Origin of the sequence: Bacillus hominis (assembly GCF_030348325.1) — a bacterium.
Lineage (GTDB): Bacteria > Bacillota > Bacilli > Bacillales > Bacillaceae_G > Bacillus_A > Bacillus_A hominis.
In genome coordinates this window covers 2,592,888-2,612,969 of record NZ_JAUCFS010000005.1, presented here as the reverse complement: position 1 = coordinate 2,612,969, position 20,082 = coordinate 2,592,888, and the positions used below count along the sequence as shown (strand labels likewise).

The window sequence follows — 20,082 nt, the reverse complement described above, 5'->3', positions numbered from 1 at the left end:
GGTAGAATGAAAGAGGAAGATTTTTCATCTTTTAGGGGGCGTTTTATGACTATTTTGGAGCAATATATGCACCTATGGCTCCAGTATGGAAAAGGGAGAGCAGAGGGAGAACAATTAGAAATAACTATACAAAATATATCTGAAACTTTATTTTGTACAGAGCGAAATAGTAAATTAATCATAAAAAAATTAGAAGAATTAAATTGGATTATGTGGTTTCCAGGCCGAGGGAGAGGGAAACGTTCAAAGTTGTTATTTCAAAAATATCCACTTTCTTTAATTTTAGAAAGAGGAAAAGAGATAACGAAACAAGGGGATGTAAAAAGCGGAAGTGCATTTATTGAAAGGTATAGCTCATATTTTCCATCGCTTCAAACTCAATTTCAAACTTGGATAGATTCGATATTCGGTTATCAAGTCGAAAGGACGTCTCAAGGAAGAAAAGATGTGCTTCGCTTGCAAGTCCAAATGAATTTAGACATTGCATTAGATCCTGTTTACGCTACGATGCGTTCGGAATGTCATATGGTAAAACATATATACGACACATTAGTGTATGTAGACGGAAATACAAACAGTGTAGAGCCAAGACTTGCGTTTTATTGGGAATATGATGACCAGAAATATATATGGACCTTCTACTTACGAAAAGGTGTTCAATTTCATAATAGAAAAGAACTAACCGCTTATGATGTTGAACAGACATTTAAACGATTCTTGAAAGCGAAAAATAATCCGCATGCTTGGATGTTACAGCACGTTGAAAGTTTACATATTCTTGATGACTACATTGTGCAGATTCGTTTATCTACAGATAATAAGTTGTTTTTACATGCTTTAAGTACAGAACAGTGTTCTATTGTAAATGGAGATGAAGATGGAAGGTTAATCGGTACTGGACCGTTTCGGTTATGTGAAAAGAATGAGGATGTATTCGTATTAGAAGCAAATGATTTATATTTTCGCGAGCGACCATTTCTCGATCGAATTGAATTATGGAATGTAGAGCACAGAGTTAATACGTGCGATATATTAGCGAAAGCACGTTATAAAAATATAGAAAAGCACCATAAAGAAGTATCTAGACTTGAGTCGAATGTAACTTACATTACGTTAAATACTGAAAAAGAAGGACCTATGCAAAATGCAATGTTTCGGAGAGCTTTATATAAAATTATTCATGGTAATAAAATTGTTGAAGAATTACAGGAAGAACGCGGGGAAGTAGCCGATGAATTAGTACTCACAAAGAACGGTACAATTCAAATTAACAAGGATATACATACACTTATTAAATGCGGATCTTACCGTAATGAAACACTACGACTATATACATTTACAGGAGAAGATCACGTTGAAGATGCGCATTGGATACAAAAAGAATGTGCAAAATACGGAATTAAAATTGATATTGAGTTTCTTGAACAAGAAGAGTTATTGCAAACAAGTACGATACAAAAGGCTGATATAATGCACGATAGTGCGACGATTAGTGAACGGATAGACGATAGTTTACTATATATGTTTCTTACAAAAAATAGCTTTATTCATCAGCATAGCAATATAAGGTTTAACGAAGTATTACAGCCTTATTTTACAGAAAATCAATTAGAGAAACGGGTGACACTGTTACGCGATATTGAGGGCACACTGTTACGTGAAATACATATCATTCCTTTATATCGCAATAAACAGCGAGTAAGTTCACACGAAAAAATACAAAATATAATGATTAATTCACAAGGTTGGATTGATTTTTATCAAATATGGTTTAAACCTTGATATATAAAGGTTCTTATGCATTTTATTAAGATGTGTAAGAACCTTTTTTGTATGGAAATGAGGTTTGTTTTGCACATTGTTACGCTACATGTTATTAAAGTTCATTTAAAGCGTAACAGTGTTATGTTACATTGTTATTAGGAAGGAGTGACATACAGTTGATTACAGATTTAATTTCAAAAAAAGATTTATTAGAGTTAACTGGTATTTCATACGGACAGTTATATAGGTGGAAGAGAAAAAATTTAATACCGGAAGATTGGTTTGTACGGAAGTCAACGTTCACAGGTCAGGAAACATTTTTTCCGAAAGAAAAGATATTAGAGCGTATTGATAAAATTCAAACGATGAAAGAGGATCTATCACTTGATGAATTGGCAAATATGTTTTCACCAAGCGTAACAGAGATTCTTTTAACAAAAGAAGATCTCATCCGTAAAGAGATTACATCAGAACCTGTTTTACAATTTTTTATGGAGCAGACGAACAAAGTAACAGAGTTTCAATTTGTAGATATTCTTTATGTGTACATTTTAGAAGAACTTCTTCAATCAGGAGACGTTAGTTTAGAAGAGGGAAAAATGGTTTTACAAGTTTTAAGTGAAAATTATGAAACGATTAAGCATAAAAATTGTGATTTAGTTATCGTTCGAAAGTTAGGGATTTCTACATGTTTCTTAGTATCAAACGTGGAGGATTTAATTTTCGAAAAAGCAGCGAAAATCGTTGTACGTGTAGCAATTATGAATTATACAGAAGCATTAAAAACAAAACTATTGTAGTGGAGGAGAAATAATGCGTACAGAAAATTTAATTATAAACGGTTACGGTTCATCCAATGGCGGAGAATTTCGTAAAGTGCAATTAAATGGTAAAGGGACAGTTAATGGAGATGTTGAATGTGACGAATTTGAATGTAACGGTTCTGGAAGTGTAAATGGAGATTTGAAAAGTGATAGAGCAAGAATAAGTGGATCGGGTAAAGTAGATGGTACAGTAAATACAGATAGTATGCGAATTGATGGGAAAGCGACAATAACGCAAGATGTAAAGGCGAATACTTTAAAAATTGCGGGGAAAGGGACGATAGGTGGTAATGTAACTGGTGAAGAATTTAAGGTCAGTGGCCAAGCGACGATTGATGGTAATTGCGAGGTTGATGTTTTTTCTTCAGAGGGACAGTTTACGGTAGGTGGTTTATTAAGCGCAGATGAAATTAATATTAATATTCACGGTACATGTAGAGCGAAAGAAATTGGCGGTCAAACAATTAAAGTAAGACATAAATTGAGCGCTTTTAGTAGATTAGTTAAAACGGTATTTGGTTTGCAGTTGGAAGCTGAACTGCTAGAAGGTGATAATATCGATATTGATTATGCTCACATTAAAACGGTAAGAGGAAACAATGTTACAGTAGGACCGAACTGTGAGATTGAACTGATTGAATATACTGGTGTTCTTAATGTTGATAAAAACGCAAGTGTGAAGGAAATTAAGCAGGCTTAAAGAAGGGAGCAATCGATATGGAAAATCAACATAGTCTTACTGTTAATGGATCAGGTAGCTCGGCAGGTGGAGATTATAATAAAGTGAAGATTCGCGGCGAAGGAACAATCTCTAATAATATGAGTTGTAATGATTTTAAAACGTACGGTACGAGTGAAGTACGTGGCAATATGAAAGCAAAAAATTATGTCGTGTATGGAGATAGTGAAGTACAAGGGAATATGGAGGCGGAATATGTAAAAATATATGGTAATGCCCAAGTACAAGGCGACGGACAAATTCATAAAACAAAAGTTAGAGGTATGATAGAATTTAAAGGGAAGCTAACCGGTGATCGCGTAGATGTGAAAGGCGCTTTAAATGTGAAAGGAGATATAGAAGTAGAGGAATTATTACTAACTGGCGGTCTTGAAAGTGATGGTTTGCTTAATGCTGAAAATATTGAAATCTCACTTCGTTATGAAGGAAGTAAAGTAAGAGAAATCGGCGGGAAAAAGATTACAGTACGTAAAAAAGCGAGATTTATTCCTTTTACAAGTCATGCAGGAAGCCTTCAAACATCAATTATTGAGGGGGATGATATTTATTTAGAACATACAATAGCAGACGTAGTAAGAGGAAATCATGTTATAATTGGCCCTGGCTGTGAAATTAGTATTGTAGAATATCATACTAGTTTTAACCTAAAAGGAAATTCAGTCGTAAAAGAACACAAACAAATATAAGTAGTATGAGGGAGAGCAAGAAATATGGTTGAGAAGAATAATAAACTCGGCTTCGTTGTTGCCGGTTTATTGCTGGGTATCTTAATGGCATCAATGGATAATACCATTGTCGTAACAGCAATGGGAACGATTGTTGGTGACTTAGGAGGTCTTGAAAACTTTGTATGGGTTGTTTCTGCCTATATGGTTGCAGAAATGGCAGGTATGCCGATTTTCGGTAAGCTATCAGATATGTATGGTAGAAAGAGATTCTTTATTTTCGGTTTAATCGTCTTTATGATTGGTTCGGCACTTTGTGGTACTGCTGAAAATATTACACAGTTAGGTATTTATCGTGCCATTCAAGGTATTGGCGGCGGGGCACTAGTGCCGATCGCATTTACTATCGTTTTTGATATTTTCCCTCCAGAAAAGCGCGGGAAAATGGGTGGTTTATTCGGAGCAGTATTTGGTTTATCAAGTATTTTCGGGCCATTACTTGGCGCATATATTACGGATTATATTAGCTGGCACTGGGTGTTTTATATTAACTTACCACTTGGAATTTTAGCACTTATTTTTATTACATTATTTTATAAAGAGTCACGAGTTCATAGAGAGCAAAAGATTGATTGGTTTGGCGCAATTACTTTAGTTGGTGCAGTAGTTTGTTTAATGTTTGCCTTAGAATTAGGCGGACAAAAGTATGATTGGGATTCTAGCTTTATTTTAAGTTTATTTGCTGGGTTCGCTATTTTAGTAATTGCTTTTATTATTATTGAACGAAAAGTAGAAGAACCAATCATTTCGTTTGAGATGTTTAAACAACGTCTGTTTGGAATGAGTACAATTATCGCCTTATGTTATGGGGCGGCATTTATGTCAGCAACTGTGTACATTCCGTTATTTATTCAAGGTGTATACGGTGGTACGGCAACAAACTCAGGATTATTGTTATTGCCAATGATGTTAGGATCAGTAGTTACAGCACAGTTAGGTGGATTTTTAACATCGAAACTTAGCTACCGTAACATTATGATTATTTCTGCTGTTATTATGCTAATCGGATTATTCTTATTAAGTACATTAACGCCAGAAACAAGTCGTATATTATTAACAATTTATATGATTATTATCGGTTTTGGAGTTGGTTTCTCATTCTCTGTACTAAGTATGGCTGCTATTCATAACTTCGGTATGGAGCAACGCGGGTCTGCGACTTCAACGAGTAACTTCATTCGTTCATTAGGTATGACACTTGGTATTACAATCTTCGGAATGATTCAAAGAACGGGTTTTCAGGATCAATTAGAAGAAGCGTTTAAAGGTATGAGCGGGGGGATGAATACAAACGCTTTAGGAGATTCAAGAGCCATTCTATCAGAATCGGCAAGATCTCAAATTCCACCGCAAATATTAGATAAAATTATTGAAGCTCTTTCTAGCTCAATCGTTCAGACATTTATGTGGGCGTTAGTCCCAGCAAGTTTAGCGTTCGTATTCATCTTCTTTATGGGAAATGAGCGAATGGTATATAAGAAAGAACAAAGCAAGGTGAAAAGTGAAACATCAAAAGCATAAAGAAAAAGCTCCTTTCAATTTTGAAAGGAGCTTTTTCTTATGTACGGATTTAGATTAGCCGTTGATAATTTCGTATTCTTCGTCTGCTAATAATAAAACTTGTGTTTTCTTACCTTTGTTGTGAACTTCGATTACATCATATGTACCTAAGTCTCTTAGCTTGCTTTGAGAAGCGTTAACCATAACTTCCATCGAATCAATTAAGATATCTTCTTCAATGTATGATTCAGGCAATGCCATATCTTCAGTATCTAATACACATGTATATAGATTTTGTAAGTTTTCAGCAGTTGGATTTTGTTCCTCAACATCAATAATGTTTTTTACTGCTTCCATATTTTCTTCTTTTACTTGATATACTTTAATTTTAGTCATTGTTTTAATCTCCTTTATAACGTAATCTTTGAGGCTGCAATTCATCCCGCAATAACGAGCAGTAGACTCCCACCTCAAGATGAAGAAGCAAATGATGAGGACGGCGGGAGATAACTGCCCGTAAGAGCCCGATTGGTGAGGGCTAACCATTAGTAGGAGATAAAGCTCCCCACTAATAGAAGCTTCACTTTATTATAACGCTTTTTTGTTGAAAGATGAAATTGTTATATGCATTTATAGTGAAAAATATATTTTATTACTTATTTGAGGAACGATTAGTTTCTTAATTTGACAGGCATATGTCGGTATACTTATCTAGACTAATATTAGAGTTATATTGTCCAAGCTTTTCTTACATGCCTTTCATATTATATTTATTAGGTAAAACATATAGGAAAGGAATGGAGAATCAGTGGATTGTGAGCCGAAACGTGATTGTGGGTGTTGTCAAAATAGTATATGTGAATTTTTAAAAAGTTTAGATCCGTATTCTAGGGTTGAGGGTATCGTAATAGATGGAAACGAAATCGGTGTATCATATTTTATTTCATTTAATGAAATGAAAGGTATAGTGTCGTTTGCACAAGAAGACAGTGAGGTTATATTTGTAGATTGTTCAAGGATTGATGCGATTCAAATAGGAAAAGTTTGTAATTGCAAAGTGAAAGTTAAATTTATTGAAGAGGAATTCAGTTTACTTGGAAATGTTTGTCCACAATGCTTAACTGAGGGAAGTACACTTTTTTTTGATTTTAATAATCCTGACTTAAATTTATCTTTACAAGCAAAAACGATTGATCCACCTAGATGTGTTGAATTTGTAGATGAACTTGGAAATTTAGTAAAGCAAATTACTATAGTAGGTGAAGCGATTGTTTCTAAAGATTTCGTTCCGGTACCTGAACTGTTAGATTTTCGATTAATCTTATCGGATACAGCTGGGAATCCTTTGAACTTCGGATTACTATTTATTAATTTCCCTGATATTACGTTTATCATTCTTTTCGCATCAAGGGGATACCTCAATATAACGAACTGTTTAAAAATAGAGAGTGGAACAGGTAATGTCGAAATAGAAGAGATGAAAAAAGAGATTATTAACGACAATAGTATGATGTACAATTCAATTATTAAGTTAACTAAACTATATATAAATGGTGAGACGGAATCTTATATTTCTAAGAAGGAGGTATAACGTATCTATTTCAATTGATTCTCATACACTACACTATGCTATGTATGAGAGTTGTTACATAAAATATATTAGTCGATTAAATGTATCTTGGATCCCGTCGCTCTAATTCTTTAAATTTTTACTGAAACTGAGTAAAGTTTGCATAAAGTAGGAATATTAATTCTAAATTAATGAGTAGATAAGTATGTAGCATTTTTTGATAGGGCAATCATTTCAATAGAATTAGATGTTATAATAAGCTTGTATTTGCGTATGATTTATAATTTTTTGATATTTAACAATTGAGTTTAATAGACGTTTACTTACATGATGAATAAACGCATGTGTATAGAAAACTTGTACAAATTTACTTGTGAAAATTTTGAGTTAATTTGATTTTAAGGAAAGCAGGAATGTAAATGATATATGAAGCAAATATACATACAAGAAAAAAATTAGTTTCTATGTTTGAGGATTTTAACAATGTTGTTCTTCTTTCTTATTTACAAGGGCATATGGGTAACGCGTGGGTGAACGATCTTGAAAATCCGAAAGTAGCACAAATTACCGTAGGGATTTTTACATTTTACGCTGGAGACTCAAATGCGAAAGAAACAGAAGAGTTATTGCGTAACATTCCTGAAAGAATTTTAGTAATCGTTAATAGTGATGAGTGGAAAAAGCGTTTAGAAACATTTCATGAAAGAAAAATAGATAAGTTTTTACGATATAAATTTAAAAGAAATGCAGAAATATTTAATCGCTCAAAATTACAATCTTTTATAACTGCACTTCCAAAAGGATATGAATTAAGAAAAATAGATGAGCATATCGCAAATGATCCAACATTACACAACGTTTCTGAAGATTTTACAAGCCAATTTCGATCGATTGATGATTACGTAAATCGAGGTACAGGTTATTGTATTTTGTATAATGGAGAAGTCGTATGTGGTGCATCATCATATAGTATTTATGATGATGGTATTGAAATCGAAGTTGCTACTGATCTTGATCATAGAAGAAAGGGATTGGCGACTATAGTTTGTGCGGCCTTAATATTGGATTGTTTAGAAAAGGGTAAGTATCCAAACTGGGACGCAGCGAATAGTACTTCGGCCAAATTAGCAGATAAACTAGGGTATGTTTTTGATAAGGCATATGATACTTATTTTGTAAATAATAGGTGAATGAACGGGAGCGTGTACGGATTGTACAACGTCATAAGACTAGTAAATTAACGTTTAGTAGTCTTATTTTTTATAATTGCAAACAAAAACTAAACTCACCAAAGATAAAAAGGCATTAAAAGAGATGTTAATAAATGAAATTAAGGGGAAAGAATGACGACAAGATTGGTTTCCTAAGAAGAGTTGATAAATTCTAGTGAAAAACTTGAGAATAAAACAATGATATTAATGATAAGGATGAAGAGATTCCACAAAAATTTGGGTATAAAAACCGACTTTTTTTAGTCGGTTTTTATTTTTTTCAACAGTAGATTGATATCAATATTAATTTTTCTTCTATTACTATTGAATATAATTAACACATCAGTTCCTATTTCCACGATGAAGGTTCAGAAATTCTCTTTTTATATAGGTAGATACATATAAAGTCTCAATATATTTAGTTGGGAGTGTTTAACTAGCAAAAAAATAGAAATTTTTTTGTAAATGATAAAAGTGACTATGATACAAACCCACGCATTAATAGAAGAGATACATATACAGTATAGAGAGTTAAAAAACTCCAAAATATTGTATAAAGGAGATTATAAAACATGAGCGAACAATGCCCGATTAATGTACCATGTCAGGTAGATGGACAAACTCAAACACCATTAAGTGATGCAGCTGCAACACCAATTCTTACTCCAGGAGCACCGATTGTAAAAATACCAGTTGTATTAGCAGAAAGAACAATTCAAATTGTTGTAGAATCTGATATTTCATTAGATCCTCCAGCAGTTGAAATTAAACGTATCTTAAAAAATGCATTTTTAACACAATGTAAGTTAGTTCCTGTAGCATTTACTCCAGTACCAGGTACAAATTACCGCCGAGTTACAAGAGCAAAATTATTTGTACAAGGATATATTCGTAAAAATATCGAATATGCAAATGATGAGTGTAATGGAGTACTATATGATCGTATTGCAAATGTTCCATTTTCTGGTTTTGCAGATTTAACAGCAGCAGATTTTCTATCACAAGCTATAGTAGCTGCTTCTTCAGATACTACTTCTCACTTTATTAATCCTAAAAATGGTGATATCCCACGTTTAGACAAATACTTCTTCGAAAATACAGTTTTTTATAACGAGCAACCATATTGCGAATTAGTCAGCGCTCAATTTTTCGAATTAGACTTTTCTCCTTGTCCAACAGACCTAAACGAACCATTTGATACTCTTCGTGAAAAAATTGTACTAGATCTTACTTTAAAAGTTTTACAAGTACAACAAGTACAAGTATAAAACTAAAAAGGCATTGTCTTTAATAAAAAGACAATGTCTTTTTTATTAGTATAAAACATATATAATGATGAAATGGTCGCGTACAAAAAACATATTTTTATGAATTTCATCAGATGGGGGGATGGTGATGAATAAGCCATGGATTGGTAAGGGAATATGGAACAAAATTTACAAGGAAGAAAAACTGAATATTCAAGATGATTCATGCGAAATAAGAAAAGAAAAGGGAAGTTTAGAAACTGAATCAGAGAAAGAAGATAAAGGATCTGAAATAGAAAAAGAATGTGTAGAACCTGGATCAGAGAAAGAAGATAAAGAACCTGGATTAGAGAAAGAAGATGTAGAAGCAGGATCAGAGGAAGGAGATAAAGAATCTGGATTAGAGAAAGAAGATGTAGAAGCAGGATCAGAGGAAGGAGATAAAGAATCTGGATTAGAGAAAGAAGATGTAGAAGCAGGATCAGAGGAAGAAGATAAAGGATCTGAAATAGAAAAAGAATGTGTAGAATCTGGATCAGAGAAAGAAGATAAAGAACCTGGATTAGAGAAAGAAGATGTAGAAGCAGGATCAGAGGAAGGAGATAAAGAACCTGGATTAGAGAAAGAAGATGTAGAAGCAGGGTCAGAGGAAGGAGATAAAGAATCTGGATTAGAGAAAGAAGATGTAGAAACAGGATCAGAGGAAGAAGATAAAGAATTTGGATTAGAGAAAGAAGATGTAGAAGCAGGGTCAGAGGAAGGAGATAAAGAATCTGGATTAGAGAAAGAAGATGTAGAAGCAGGATCAGAGGAAGGAGATAAAGAACCTGGATTAGAGAAAGAAGATGTAGAACCTGAATCAGAAATAAATACTTCAGTACGTTTTATGGTAGTGAAAATCCCATTTTCTATTATTTCGGAAGTGTCTAGGTTTTTAAACTATCCTAATATAAATGTAAAAAAACAAGAAACATTTGTATTCCAAAATGAAAAAGAAGAGGGGTATCGAGAACTAGATGCAAAGCTATTAACTACAGTGCAACATTATCATGGAGAGGCTTATTGTAAATTAGTTTCTTCAAATCTTCATGAAAAGAGAGTGCTTTTAGAATTTTCTAATCCAAAAGTTAAAGATGATATTAAAGAGAATAGGATAGAGACATCTTCGTGGATTCCTATCCATAGTATGATATTAGAGAAGGGAAGTGAAGGTGAATTTAATGATTATATAACAGCGACATTACCAATAGAAATTGGGAGGTATGAAGGGGAAATTAGTTTGCGAGAAAAGGTGATATTTAAAGAAAAAGTCATAGAAATAAAAGAGGTGTCACAGGAGATTATTTTGACAAAAAATGAAATTTTATTACCAAAAATAAAAAAGACAGGACAGAATCCGTTTACAGTTGAAAAAGGGAGCTTACTTGTAGAAGGCTATATCTTTCAATATATTGAATATATTATAGAGCAAAGTACATTTCATGATAATGTGTATCAGTTAATGCAAAATATTGTATTGGGATTAACTGTCCAAGTATTACAAGAACAGGAAGTACAGGTACGAATTACATAAAATTCATCAAATTATAGGTAGATGATGAATACAGCTATATAATGTAGAAGAAATAAAAAACATATCTATTTTAACGAATTATTGGATTGTTAATCGGTCGCTTAAAATAAGAGAGTCAATTAAATAGATAACAAAGATAAATGTTTATTAATATATGAGGTGTAATACAAATTGTATACGTTCCCCTTTTAGAAAACTCACAACTTAAACAGCAACACATGTTTATCATACGTTTCTAAACACCAATTATATTTTTTTAGAATAATTGGATGGACAACTTCTTGAGTAGTATCGACTTCAGTAAAGCCGTATTTTTTATAAAAGTTTTCTAATTCCTCAAAAGGGAGACAATACACATTTTGAATATGTGATTTTTTCGCCGTTTGTACTAAAAATGAAACGAGTTCTCCTGCTAATTGTAATCCCCTAAAGTTAGGTAGTATGAAAATGCCACCCAATTCAATTGTATCTTCATCTATTTGGACTAAACGTCCTATACCTGCATACTCATTGTTGTATGTAATGATCGCAACTTTATCTCGAGTTAAATCGCTTTGTACAAATCCTATAGATTCATATTGAATATTAATCCATTCTAAATCCTTAGATGTAGCTAGTTGAATACTCATATGCGCCCTCCTTTGGAAGAGTTCTAATATTCTCATTATATATAACCCAATAACTAGCGAAAAGAGGATAAAGCGAAATCATTTTAACTAACGGTTCAAGTTTTGAAGAAGAGTGCATACAATATAAAGTACTTTCTCTTTCTTCAATCTTGTTTTACGTATATAATTTAAAAGTAATATTTTCATTTTATTTTTTTATATATTTATAACAGAATAGAGGTTTAAAAATGGGCGTTAAAATCATTACGGATAGTGCGGCGGATTTACCGGTAGAATTGCTGCAGGCATATGATATTGATTTAATTCCACTCCGTGTGTATGATGAAGCAGAAACAGAGTATTTAGATGGAGTTACATTAAATTCAGTTACATTATTGCAAAACATGAGAGAAGGCGCTGCTTATAGAACGTCATTGCCTTCACTTGAAACATTCCAAGAAAAATTTGTTTCTTATGCAAAAGAAGGTAATCCTTGTATATATTTAGCTTTCTCATCTGAACTATCAGGTACATATCAATCGTCAGTTCTTATTAAAGAAGAAGTAAAAGAAACATATGCTGACTTAGATTTAGAAATTATCGATACGAAATGCGCTTCGCTAGGTCAAGGGCTTGTCGTATTAGAGGCTGCTAAAATGGCAAAAGAAGGCGCAACAAAAGAAGATATCTTAAACCGTGTCGCTTTTCTAATGAAGCATATGGAACATATCTTCACTGTAGCTGACTTACAGTACCTTGTTAGAGGTGGACGTTTAAGTAAAGTAGCGGGATTCATCGGTGGTTTATTAAACATTAAGCCGATCTTAAATGTGGAAGAAGGAAAACTTGTACCACTTGAAAAGGTAAGAGGGAAAAAGAAAGTATTAAGCCGAATTGTTGACATTATGGAAGAGCGCGGGAAAGACCTAAAAGGTCAAACAATCGGTATGACACACGGTGATGATTTAGAAACAGCCGAAGCGTTAAAAGCATTAATTACTGAAAGATTTGGCTGCGAAGTCTTCATTGTAAATACAATCGGAGCAGCAATCGGAGCGCATACAGGACCTGGTGTTATAACGTTATTTTTCTTAAATGAAGTAGAGTAAAGGATTGATCTTTTGATCAATCCTTTTTTCTTTAAATAAAATATAGAATTTATTATTTATGAGTGCTTTGTTTTATAGGAAAGAAGGTAGATATGAAAGTGATGAGAACTAGTCCAAAGCTGACTCTTTCAGTATGATCAATTATTAAGTCATTTTTCCACTGATAAAGGAAAGAAGCGATTATTAAAAGTAAAGCAGCGCCTCCAACATATCTTACTATTTTTCGTGCGGATTCATCTTTAAGTCTTACAATCATGTTTATCATCCTTTCGTGTTAAAAAAATAATTCGACAAACTAATTTCTAGGATGTGATATTAATAATTCATCTATTAAGTTCATTTAATTTATTTTGATTTATAATAGATGTCTTCCATGTACTAGGTAAATGTAATTAACCATACGATCTAAATTAAGAATAATAGTTTACATTTAGTTAGATCCTTTTTATTAAGTTTATCGTAATTCAAGTATATATCTCTGTTTTTGTTAATAACAAGTAGTAAAATTGTATGAAAAAAATAGCCGGAAAAACCGATTTTTTACCATTTAATTTAACAAGAAGTATAGAAATAATCAAAGTATGAATGTACAATTTAAATAATCGATACATTTTTTTACATATGTGAGAATGCCCATTTTATATAGTATGAAAGGTTAAGAAATACATAATGACTTAATTAGTAAAAAGCATGAAATGGTTAAATAGGGAGAGTAGAGAGATGGAAATTGGGGAACGTATTCGGCAAGTTCGTATGCATAAAGGATTAACACAGGGGGAGCTCGTATCAGAAATATGCTCAGTAACCTATTTAAGTAGAATTGAGAGTGGGAAAATAAAACCATCATCTTCTTTTTTAAAGAAAGTTTCTAAGAAGCTGAATGTTGATGGCGATTATCTCATAGAAGGTAATCACGAGGAGATAAAGCTTACTATTCTTGAAATATGTAATAAATATAAAAAAGATAAAAGTATAACTGAAGCTGAATTATCCTCATTAGAATTATATGTTCGTGAAGTGGATTCAATCTCTTTATTATTAAAGGTATATGGTGTACTTATATACTATCATGCCCGACAAAAAAACTTGTTATATGTGAAGTCGCTTGTAGATCAAGCTTCGCAAATGATACCAAGTCAGGTCGAAATACAAGATTCTGAAGATTATATTTATTATTTAAAATCTCGAGGTTATTATTTTTATAATAAACAAGACTACATTGCTGCGCATGATATTTATGTACAGGCTGAGAGTTTACTTGGAGTAGAAGAAACTGAACAACATGCTCATATATACTATAATTTATGTCATGTATATAAGGAGCTTTATAAAGATAAAAGTATTAGTCGTTTGTATGCCTTAAAAGCTTTCGATATATACAGAAAAAACGGTATGCAGAAAAACGTCATAAATGCACTTTTAATGCTTGCCGTATTGTATATTATGGATGAGTTATATGAAAAGGCACTTGAAATTTTACAGCAGGTAGAAAATAGTTTGGCTACTAATGGTGATTCAAAGTATTTACCTATCATTTCTTATGATTACGGGAAAATTTATCAAGGCTTGAAAGACTATACGAATGCCATTAAATACTATGAAGAAACTTTGGAGTTAAGTGAATTTTTATCGGAGAAAGATCAAAAGGTATATGCATTACGAAACATGATAGAGGTGTACATAGAACTTAAAGATTGGAAAAATGTTAATAAAGTTATGGATGAAGCATTTCATTTTTTATCGATTTATGATGTACCAATTGCATATGTTCAACTATATGGTTTGAAAGCTAAAGTATTCAAAATACGTGGAGATTATTATGAATACGAGAAAAATATGCAAAAAGTAATTGAAGTGGGAGTAGAAAAAAAGCAACATCGCTTAGTTGCTGAATTATCCTATGAATTAGGTAACTTTTATAATGAGAATCGCTCTTATAAATTATCTGCGAAGTACTTTAAAATTTCAGCTGAAAATAAAATGGATTTATAAAGAGGTTTAGTTAAAAGATCTTATAAATTGTAAAGGGTTATCCAAAAGAGTAGGATATTTTATACTTTTTGGATGATCTTTTTTATTGTTACTCTATAATTACTTACTGGTTGATATAGCGGTTTTTCCTTTTATTAGAAAGTAATACTTATTCCAGTGGCAATACCACTCATCTGTCTATGTTATGTGCATTTCGGTAGCAGCAGAAAAGAGTATAAATAAGAATGTGTTAATAGAAATCTAAATATTTAAAGATATCAAAATTTTACCATTTCATATATAATTGTGTTGGGAGAAATATCTGTAACTATTTGTAAAAATAGGAGGCGGCTATAAAAATGCATGAAATTGCTAGTTGGGATTTAGATCGATTGTATCCGATTGAAGATATTCTAACTCCAATATTGGGGTTGAAAGAACAATATTATGCGACAAAAGATGTAGGGATTCTTTCAAAACTTATACAAGCTATTGAAAAAGCAGAATACTATTTGTATTGCCAATCGGCTGAAGAAAGTGTTTCATCTGACCTTACTATATTGACTGCTACAGTAAAAAATCTGAAAAGAGAAGTGCAACAAGTAATACAACAAAGTGAAGTGGAAACTACCGATAATACTAGATTAATAAAAGATGAACTTCATGCATGGGAAAATATGTACATGCAATTAAGAAATAAGATAGAAATAGAGCACAATAATAAACAAATTTCATTTGGCCAAGCAAATAATATTGCAATGAATAGTGATAATGAAAAGGAAAGATTAGAAGTATTCGAGTTATTAACAAGTACTTTACATAAGGAAAAAGAAATCTTTGCTACTGTATTAAATCAAATAGGAAGATTGCGCAATACAAAGAATAATGAATTAGAAGATAGAGAGATTTTGACACAATCTCTTCATGCGAATGGCATTTCTGAAACTGTATTATTACAAATGTGGAATGCGACAGAAGAAAATCTTGATAAATTAGTAAGTGCTTTAAATATGTATAAGAAAGGGAAAGCTTCGATTACATGGCATGAACTTATGACAGTAAAGGAAAATAATGAGGCTATTATTCCTTTTTCGGTAGCAGTACAAAATATATATAATGCATTAAAGGATATTGATAAAGAATTAGCAGAATTTGCACGTAATGCAATAGAGAGTGGATGGGTAGATACGGAACCGAGAGATAATAAACCACCAGGTGGGTTTTGCGCTCCTTTTTTCAGTGAAAAAGAATCACGAATCTCTATGCGTTATGACGGAAGTATTGATAGTGTAAGAGTACTTGCCCATGAATTAGGACATGCTTGGCATTTTTATAATATGAGTTTTGAACAATCTACTTCTTTTTTAGATGATTATTTGCCAATGAGTACGGCTGAATCAGCGTCTATTTTCTTTGAAACCGTGCTCATAAATTATCTAATTCAAACAACAGATAGTATAGATATGAAAAAGTCATTGCTTAGCTGGAAAATAAAAAACAGTTTTAATTATGTAATGGCAATACGATCATCGTTTGAATTTGAGAAGAATTTTTATGAAAAGTGTAAAGAAGGTTCTTTAAGTGCTGATGAAATCGAGAAATTATCTATAGCAGCGCAAGAAAAAGCATATGGGAGTGCATTATCAGAATATCAGCCGTTTGTTTGGATGAAATATGTTCAGTTTTATATAGCAGATATTCCTTTTTATAATTATCCATACACATTTGGTTATTTAGCTAGTTTTAGTTTATTAGAGATGGCTCAAGAAACTAAAAGTACTTTTCATTCGAAATATAAAGAGTTTTTACGAGAAACAGGAAAAGCTCCAGTGGAAGAGCTTATGAAAAAACATTTTGAAATAGATATAACAAGCTATGAATTTTGGGATAAAGCTTTTAAACAAATTTCTATAGATATCGATGAATATTTGCAGCTTACGTAAGGGGAGAGTATAGTGGATTACCAGCTTATAAAAGGAATACCTTTTTCAACTTTAGAATATGCAAAAGCTATAAGTTTATTAAAAGGTTGGCTACATGAACAACAAGAGAAATCAAGGTTTGTAGTAACTGCAAATCCTGAAATTGTTATGTCTGAAAAGGAAAACACAGAAAAATCAAAGCAGTTTAAAAAGATGTTACTATCTGCGGATCTAATAACAGCGGATGGGATTGGCGTCATAATTGGCTCGAAAATATTGAAGGGAACTTTGAAAGAACGTGTTACTGGGGCAGATATTACTCACGATTTAATAAAATATTGTAATGACAATGGATACCGTGTCTTTCTTTTTGGAGCCGCACCAGAAAGTAATAAAAAGGCATTATTAAAATTAAATGAGCAGTTCCCAGGAGCACAGTTTAAAGGACAGCATGGATTTGTAAATGTTGAAGAAATAGAAGAAGTAAAAATAAAAATCAAGCAATTCAAGCCGCATTTATTGCTAGTAGGACTAGGTTCACCAAAACAAGAAGAATTCATCTATGAAAACATACAAACATTAAACGTTCCGCTATCTATTGGTATTGGAGGCATGATTGATATAATATCTGGTACTGTAAAAAGAGCACCGAAAATTATGAGGGATACTGGAACCGAATGGCTGTATAGGTTACTCTCACAGCCGAAACGGTTAAAGAGACAATTTGTACTTCCGAAATTTTTATTTTCGGTTATGTCTGAAAGAATTAAAGGGAGTAATTAATAAAGGGGACTACATACATGAACAGAATCGGTATTATCGGAGCAATGCAAATTGAAATAGACTTACTTTTAGAAAAACTAGTTATAAAAGAAGAACAAACAATTGCTGGAATACCTTTTTACGTTGGAAAATTCATGGGAACAGAAGTAATTATTACACGCTCTGGTGTAGGAAAAGTTAATGCAGCTGCATGTACACAAATATTAATTAATAAGTTTGATGTAGACTCTATCATTAATACAGGTGTTGCGGGTGGATTACATCCTGATGTGAAAGTCGGCGATCTAGTTATTTCTACAAATGTTACGTATCATGATGTTAATAAAAATCCAATGAAGAATCTATTTCCGTTTCAAGCAGCGTTTCAAGCAAGCGAGGAATTAAGAGATTTAGCCCAAAAAGCTGTTAATAGTAGTAGTTTAAATATTACTGTTCATGAAGGAAGAATCATAAGCGGAGAATGTTTCGTCGAGGATTCAAAATTAAAGGAGCAATTAGTCACTGAATATGCACCTCATTGTACAGAAATGGAAGGAGCGGCAATTGGACATGTTGCTTATATAAATGACATACCGTTTCTCGTTTTGAGATGCATTTCTGACAGTGCAGACGATGAGGCTCAAGTTTCTTATGATGACTTCGCGAAAACGGCAGCGAATTATTGTTCAGAAATTATCGTTGAGTTACTTAAAAATATGTCGAGCAAAACTGTATTATAGCTCAAAGGGAGAGAACAAAATGTTACAAGCACTAATTTTCGATATGGATGGAACTTTATTTCAAACAGACAAAATTTTAGAGTTATCACTAGACGATACATTTGATCATTTACGTTCACTACAATTATGGGATACGATAACACCAATTAATAAATATCGTGAAATTATGGGTGTGCCTTTACCAAAGGTTTGGGAAGCACTGTTACCTGATCATTCAAATGAAGTAAGAAAACAAACAGATGCTTATTTTTTAGAAAGATTAATTGAAAACATAAAGAGTGGAAAAGGGGCTTTATATCCGAATGTAAAGGAAGTTTTCAATTATTTAAAAGAAAGTGGTTGCTCAATTTACATAGCTAGTAATGGTTTAACAGAATATTTGCAAGCAATCGTATCTTATTATGACTTAGATCAATGGGTTACTGAAACGTTTAGTATCGAACAAATTCAATCGCTTAATAAAAGTGACTTAGTAAAAAGTATTTTGAAAAAATACGATATAAAAGAGGCAGTGGTTGTTGGCGATCGTTTATCTGATATTAACGCAGCAAAAGATAATGGTTTGATTGCGATTGGATGTAATTTTGATTTTGCGCAAGAAGAGGAACTCGCTCATGCTGATTTAGTAATAAATGATTTAATGAAATTGAAGGGAATATTACCTGAATTGAAGAATTCTTACACTACAAATTGAATAAGTGAACAGACAAATGAATGCTCAAAATAATATATTTTAGAGCATTTTTGTTTTGTAACTACTACATAGAAAAGTAGGTGAGAAAATGGATGGTATCAAATATTACTTAGACTTTGATAGGATGTGCAAAAACTCTTTACCTGGCGAGATGTTAAATGTTCCTGAATCTATATGTGGTGGACTTTTACATAGGATGTATGCCATGGAAACAACAAAAGGAAAGTATGCGATAAAACTTCTAAATCCTCAAATAATGCTTAGACCAACGGCAATGCAAAACTATATTAATTCAGAAAAAATAGCTATTCTTGCATCTAAAAAGGTACCAGCTCTCCCAGCCAAAAAAATTAAAGGTGATTCTATACAAAAAATAAATGATCAGTTTTATCTCATATTTGATTGGATAGAAGGCGAAAGTCTGACAGACGATGAAATAAATAATGTCCATTGTGAAAAGATAGGTGAAATTCTTGCGGAAATACATAAAACGGATTTTTCGGAGTTAGATATAACTAATGACGGATTTGATAATGACCAATTAATTGATTGGAACTATTATTTGCTAAGAGGTAAAGAAGAACAATTGGAATGGGGGGAGTTACTCCTAAAAAGCTATGAAAAACTTATAAAGTGGAACGCAGCGGCAATTGAAGCATCTGAAATACTTTCAACATCACTGGTAATAAGTCATAGAGACTTAGATCCTAAAAATGTAATGTGGAATAGAAATAAACCAGTGCTTATTGATTGGGAATCAGCTGGTTATATCAATCCGATGCAAGATTTAATCGAAACTGCAATTTACTGGTCAAAAAATGAAAAAAGTGAACTTGATAAACAAAGATTCTCCTCTATTATAAGTGGATATAAAAAGAAATATGGTGAACTACACGCAAACTGGAAAATAGTATTAGCAACTGGATTTTTAGGAAGGTTAGGATGGCTTGAATATAATTTAAAACGCTCGTTACGAATTGAATGTGTAGACGAAGAAGAACAAAAATTAGGAACGATCCAAGTAGTAGAAACAATACGTGATATTAATTTCTATGCAGATACAATTCTTAAATTAGTTAATTGGTTAAATAATGATAAAGAAGAAGTCTGAAATGATTTCGAT

19 protein-coding genes are annotated in these 20,082 nt (G+C 32.4%); 16 read left to right on the top strand and 3 right to left on the bottom strand.

The window, feature by feature from the left end; translation table 11 throughout:
• Positions 1-6 precede the first annotated feature (6 nt).
• The 5 genes from QUF93_RS16055 (at position 7) to QUF93_RS16035 (ending at position 5,573) form a co-directional block, all read left to right on the top strand.
• On the top strand, positions 7-1,782 hold the full coding sequence (locus tag QUF93_RS16055) for an ABC transporter substrate-binding protein (RefSeq protein WP_289360988.1): 1,776 nt from the start codon (positions 7-9) through the stop codon (positions 1,780-1,782).
• A gap of 158 nt (positions 1,783-1,940) precedes the next feature.
• A complete protein-coding gene (locus QUF93_RS16050) occupies positions 1,941-2,564 on the top strand; it encodes a YhbD family protein (protein WP_289359430.1) in 624 nt (207 codons plus the stop codon).
• 13 nt (positions 2,565-2,577) lie between these two features.
• Positions 2,578-3,288 carry a polymer-forming cytoskeletal protein gene (locus QUF93_RS16045; protein WP_088059163.1) on the top strand — a complete coding sequence of 237 codons (711 nt, stop codon included), beginning with the start codon at positions 2,578-2,580 and terminating at the stop codon, positions 3,286-3,288.
• A 17-nt stretch (positions 3,289-3,305) separates the two neighbouring features.
• The gene (locus QUF93_RS16040; protein ID WP_289359429.1) at positions 3,306-4,013 is read left to right on the top strand and encodes a polymer-forming cytoskeletal protein; all 708 of its coding nucleotides are present in this window, start codon (positions 3,306-3,308) and stop codon (positions 4,011-4,013) included.
• Positions 4,014-4,037: 24 nt separating this feature from the next.
• The gene (locus tag QUF93_RS16035; protein ID WP_289375754.1) at positions 4,038-5,573 is read left to right on the top strand and encodes an MDR family MFS transporter; all 1,536 of its coding nucleotides are present in this window, start codon (positions 4,038-4,040) and stop codon (positions 5,571-5,573) included.
• A 54-nt stretch (positions 5,574-5,627) separates the two neighbouring features.
• On the opposite strand, the gene QUF93_RS16030 is transcribed toward QUF93_RS16035, so the two are convergent.
• Positions 5,628-5,948: a hypothetical protein gene (locus QUF93_RS16030; RefSeq protein ID WP_002120092.1), complete on the bottom strand. Its 321-nt coding sequence runs from the start codon at positions 5,946-5,948 to the stop codon at positions 5,628-5,630.
• 412 nt (positions 5,949-6,360) lie between these two features.
• On the opposite strand from QUF93_RS16030, the gene QUF93_RS16025 reads away from it, so the two are divergent.
• The 4 genes from QUF93_RS16025 to QUF93_RS16010 all read left to right on the top strand — a co-directional run bounded on the left by QUF93_RS16025 (position 6,361) and on the right by QUF93_RS16010 (position 11,153).
• Entirely contained in the window at positions 6,361-7,143 is a 783-nt protein-coding gene (locus QUF93_RS16025; protein WP_289375753.1) for a BC_2878 family exosporium-associated protein, read from the top strand.
• A gap of 398 nt (positions 7,144-7,541) precedes the next feature.
• Positions 7,542-8,312 carry a GNAT family N-acetyltransferase gene (locus QUF93_RS16020; RefSeq protein WP_289375752.1) on the top strand — a complete coding sequence of 257 codons (771 nt, stop codon included), beginning with the start codon at positions 7,542-7,544 and terminating at the stop codon, positions 8,310-8,312.
• Between the two features lie 593 nt (positions 8,313-8,905).
• Positions 8,906-9,601, top strand: coding sequence for a CsxC family protein (locus tag QUF93_RS16015; protein ID WP_002110393.1), 696 nt, complete (start codon positions 8,906-8,908; stop codon positions 9,599-9,601).
• Positions 9,602-9,728: 127 nt separating this feature from the next.
• Positions 9,729-11,153, top strand: a complete 1,425-nt coding sequence (locus QUF93_RS16010; RefSeq protein WP_289375751.1) for a BC_2427 family protein — start codon at positions 9,729-9,731, stop codon at positions 11,151-11,153.
• Positions 11,154-11,350: 197 nt separating this feature from the next.
• Here the strand turns inward: QUF93_RS16010 and QUF93_RS16005 are convergent, their stop codons facing one another.
• Positions 11,351-11,782, bottom strand: a complete 432-nt coding sequence (locus tag QUF93_RS16005; RefSeq protein ID WP_289375750.1) for a GNAT family N-acetyltransferase — start codon at positions 11,780-11,782, stop codon at positions 11,351-11,353.
• 227 nt (positions 11,783-12,009) lie between these two features.
• Between QUF93_RS16005 and QUF93_RS16000 the strand changes: the two genes are divergently transcribed.
• Complete coding sequence (locus QUF93_RS16000) at positions 12,010-12,870, top strand: fatty acid kinase binding subunit FakB (RefSeq protein WP_289375749.1); 861 nt, start codon at positions 12,010-12,012, stop codon at positions 12,868-12,870.
• Between the two features lie 52 nt (positions 12,871-12,922).
• Here the strand turns inward: QUF93_RS16000 and QUF93_RS15995 are convergent, their stop codons facing one another.
• Positions 12,923-13,126 (bottom strand): hypothetical protein, encoded by a 204-nt coding sequence (locus tag QUF93_RS15995; protein ID WP_289359420.1) that lies wholly within the window; start codon positions 13,124-13,126, stop codon positions 12,923-12,925.
• Between the two features lie 464 nt (positions 13,127-13,590).
• Between QUF93_RS15995 and QUF93_RS15990 the strand changes: the two genes are divergently transcribed.
• The 6 genes from QUF93_RS15990 to QUF93_RS15965 all read left to right on the top strand — a co-directional run bounded on the left by QUF93_RS15990 (position 13,591) and on the right by QUF93_RS15965 (position 20,070).
• Complete coding sequence (locus tag QUF93_RS15990; RefSeq protein ID WP_289375748.1) at positions 13,591-14,862, top strand: helix-turn-helix domain-containing protein; 1,272 nt, start codon at positions 13,591-13,593, stop codon at positions 14,860-14,862.
• Between the two features lie 338 nt (positions 14,863-15,200).
• Entirely contained in the window at positions 15,201-16,784 is a 1,584-nt protein-coding gene (locus QUF93_RS15985; protein WP_289375747.1) for a M3 family metallopeptidase, read from the top strand.
• A gap of 12 nt (positions 16,785-16,796) precedes the next feature.
• Positions 16,797-17,546, top strand: coding sequence for a WecB/TagA/CpsF family glycosyltransferase (locus QUF93_RS15980; RefSeq protein ID WP_289375746.1), 750 nt, complete (start codon positions 16,797-16,799; stop codon positions 17,544-17,546).
• Positions 17,547-17,563: 17 nt separating this feature from the next.
• Positions 17,564-18,265, top strand: coding sequence for a 5'-methylthioadenosine/adenosylhomocysteine nucleosidase (locus QUF93_RS15975; RefSeq protein WP_289375745.1), 702 nt, complete (start codon positions 17,564-17,566; stop codon positions 18,263-18,265).
• A gap of 19 nt (positions 18,266-18,284) precedes the next feature.
• A complete protein-coding gene (locus QUF93_RS15970) occupies positions 18,285-18,959 on the top strand; it encodes an HAD family hydrolase (RefSeq protein ID WP_289375744.1) in 675 nt (224 codons plus the stop codon).
• Between the two features lie 88 nt (positions 18,960-19,047).
• The gene (locus QUF93_RS15965; RefSeq protein WP_289375743.1) at positions 19,048-20,070 is read left to right on the top strand and encodes an aminoglycoside phosphotransferase family protein; all 1,023 of its coding nucleotides are present in this window, start codon (positions 19,048-19,050) and stop codon (positions 20,068-20,070) included.
• Positions 20,071-20,082 lie beyond the last annotated feature (12 nt).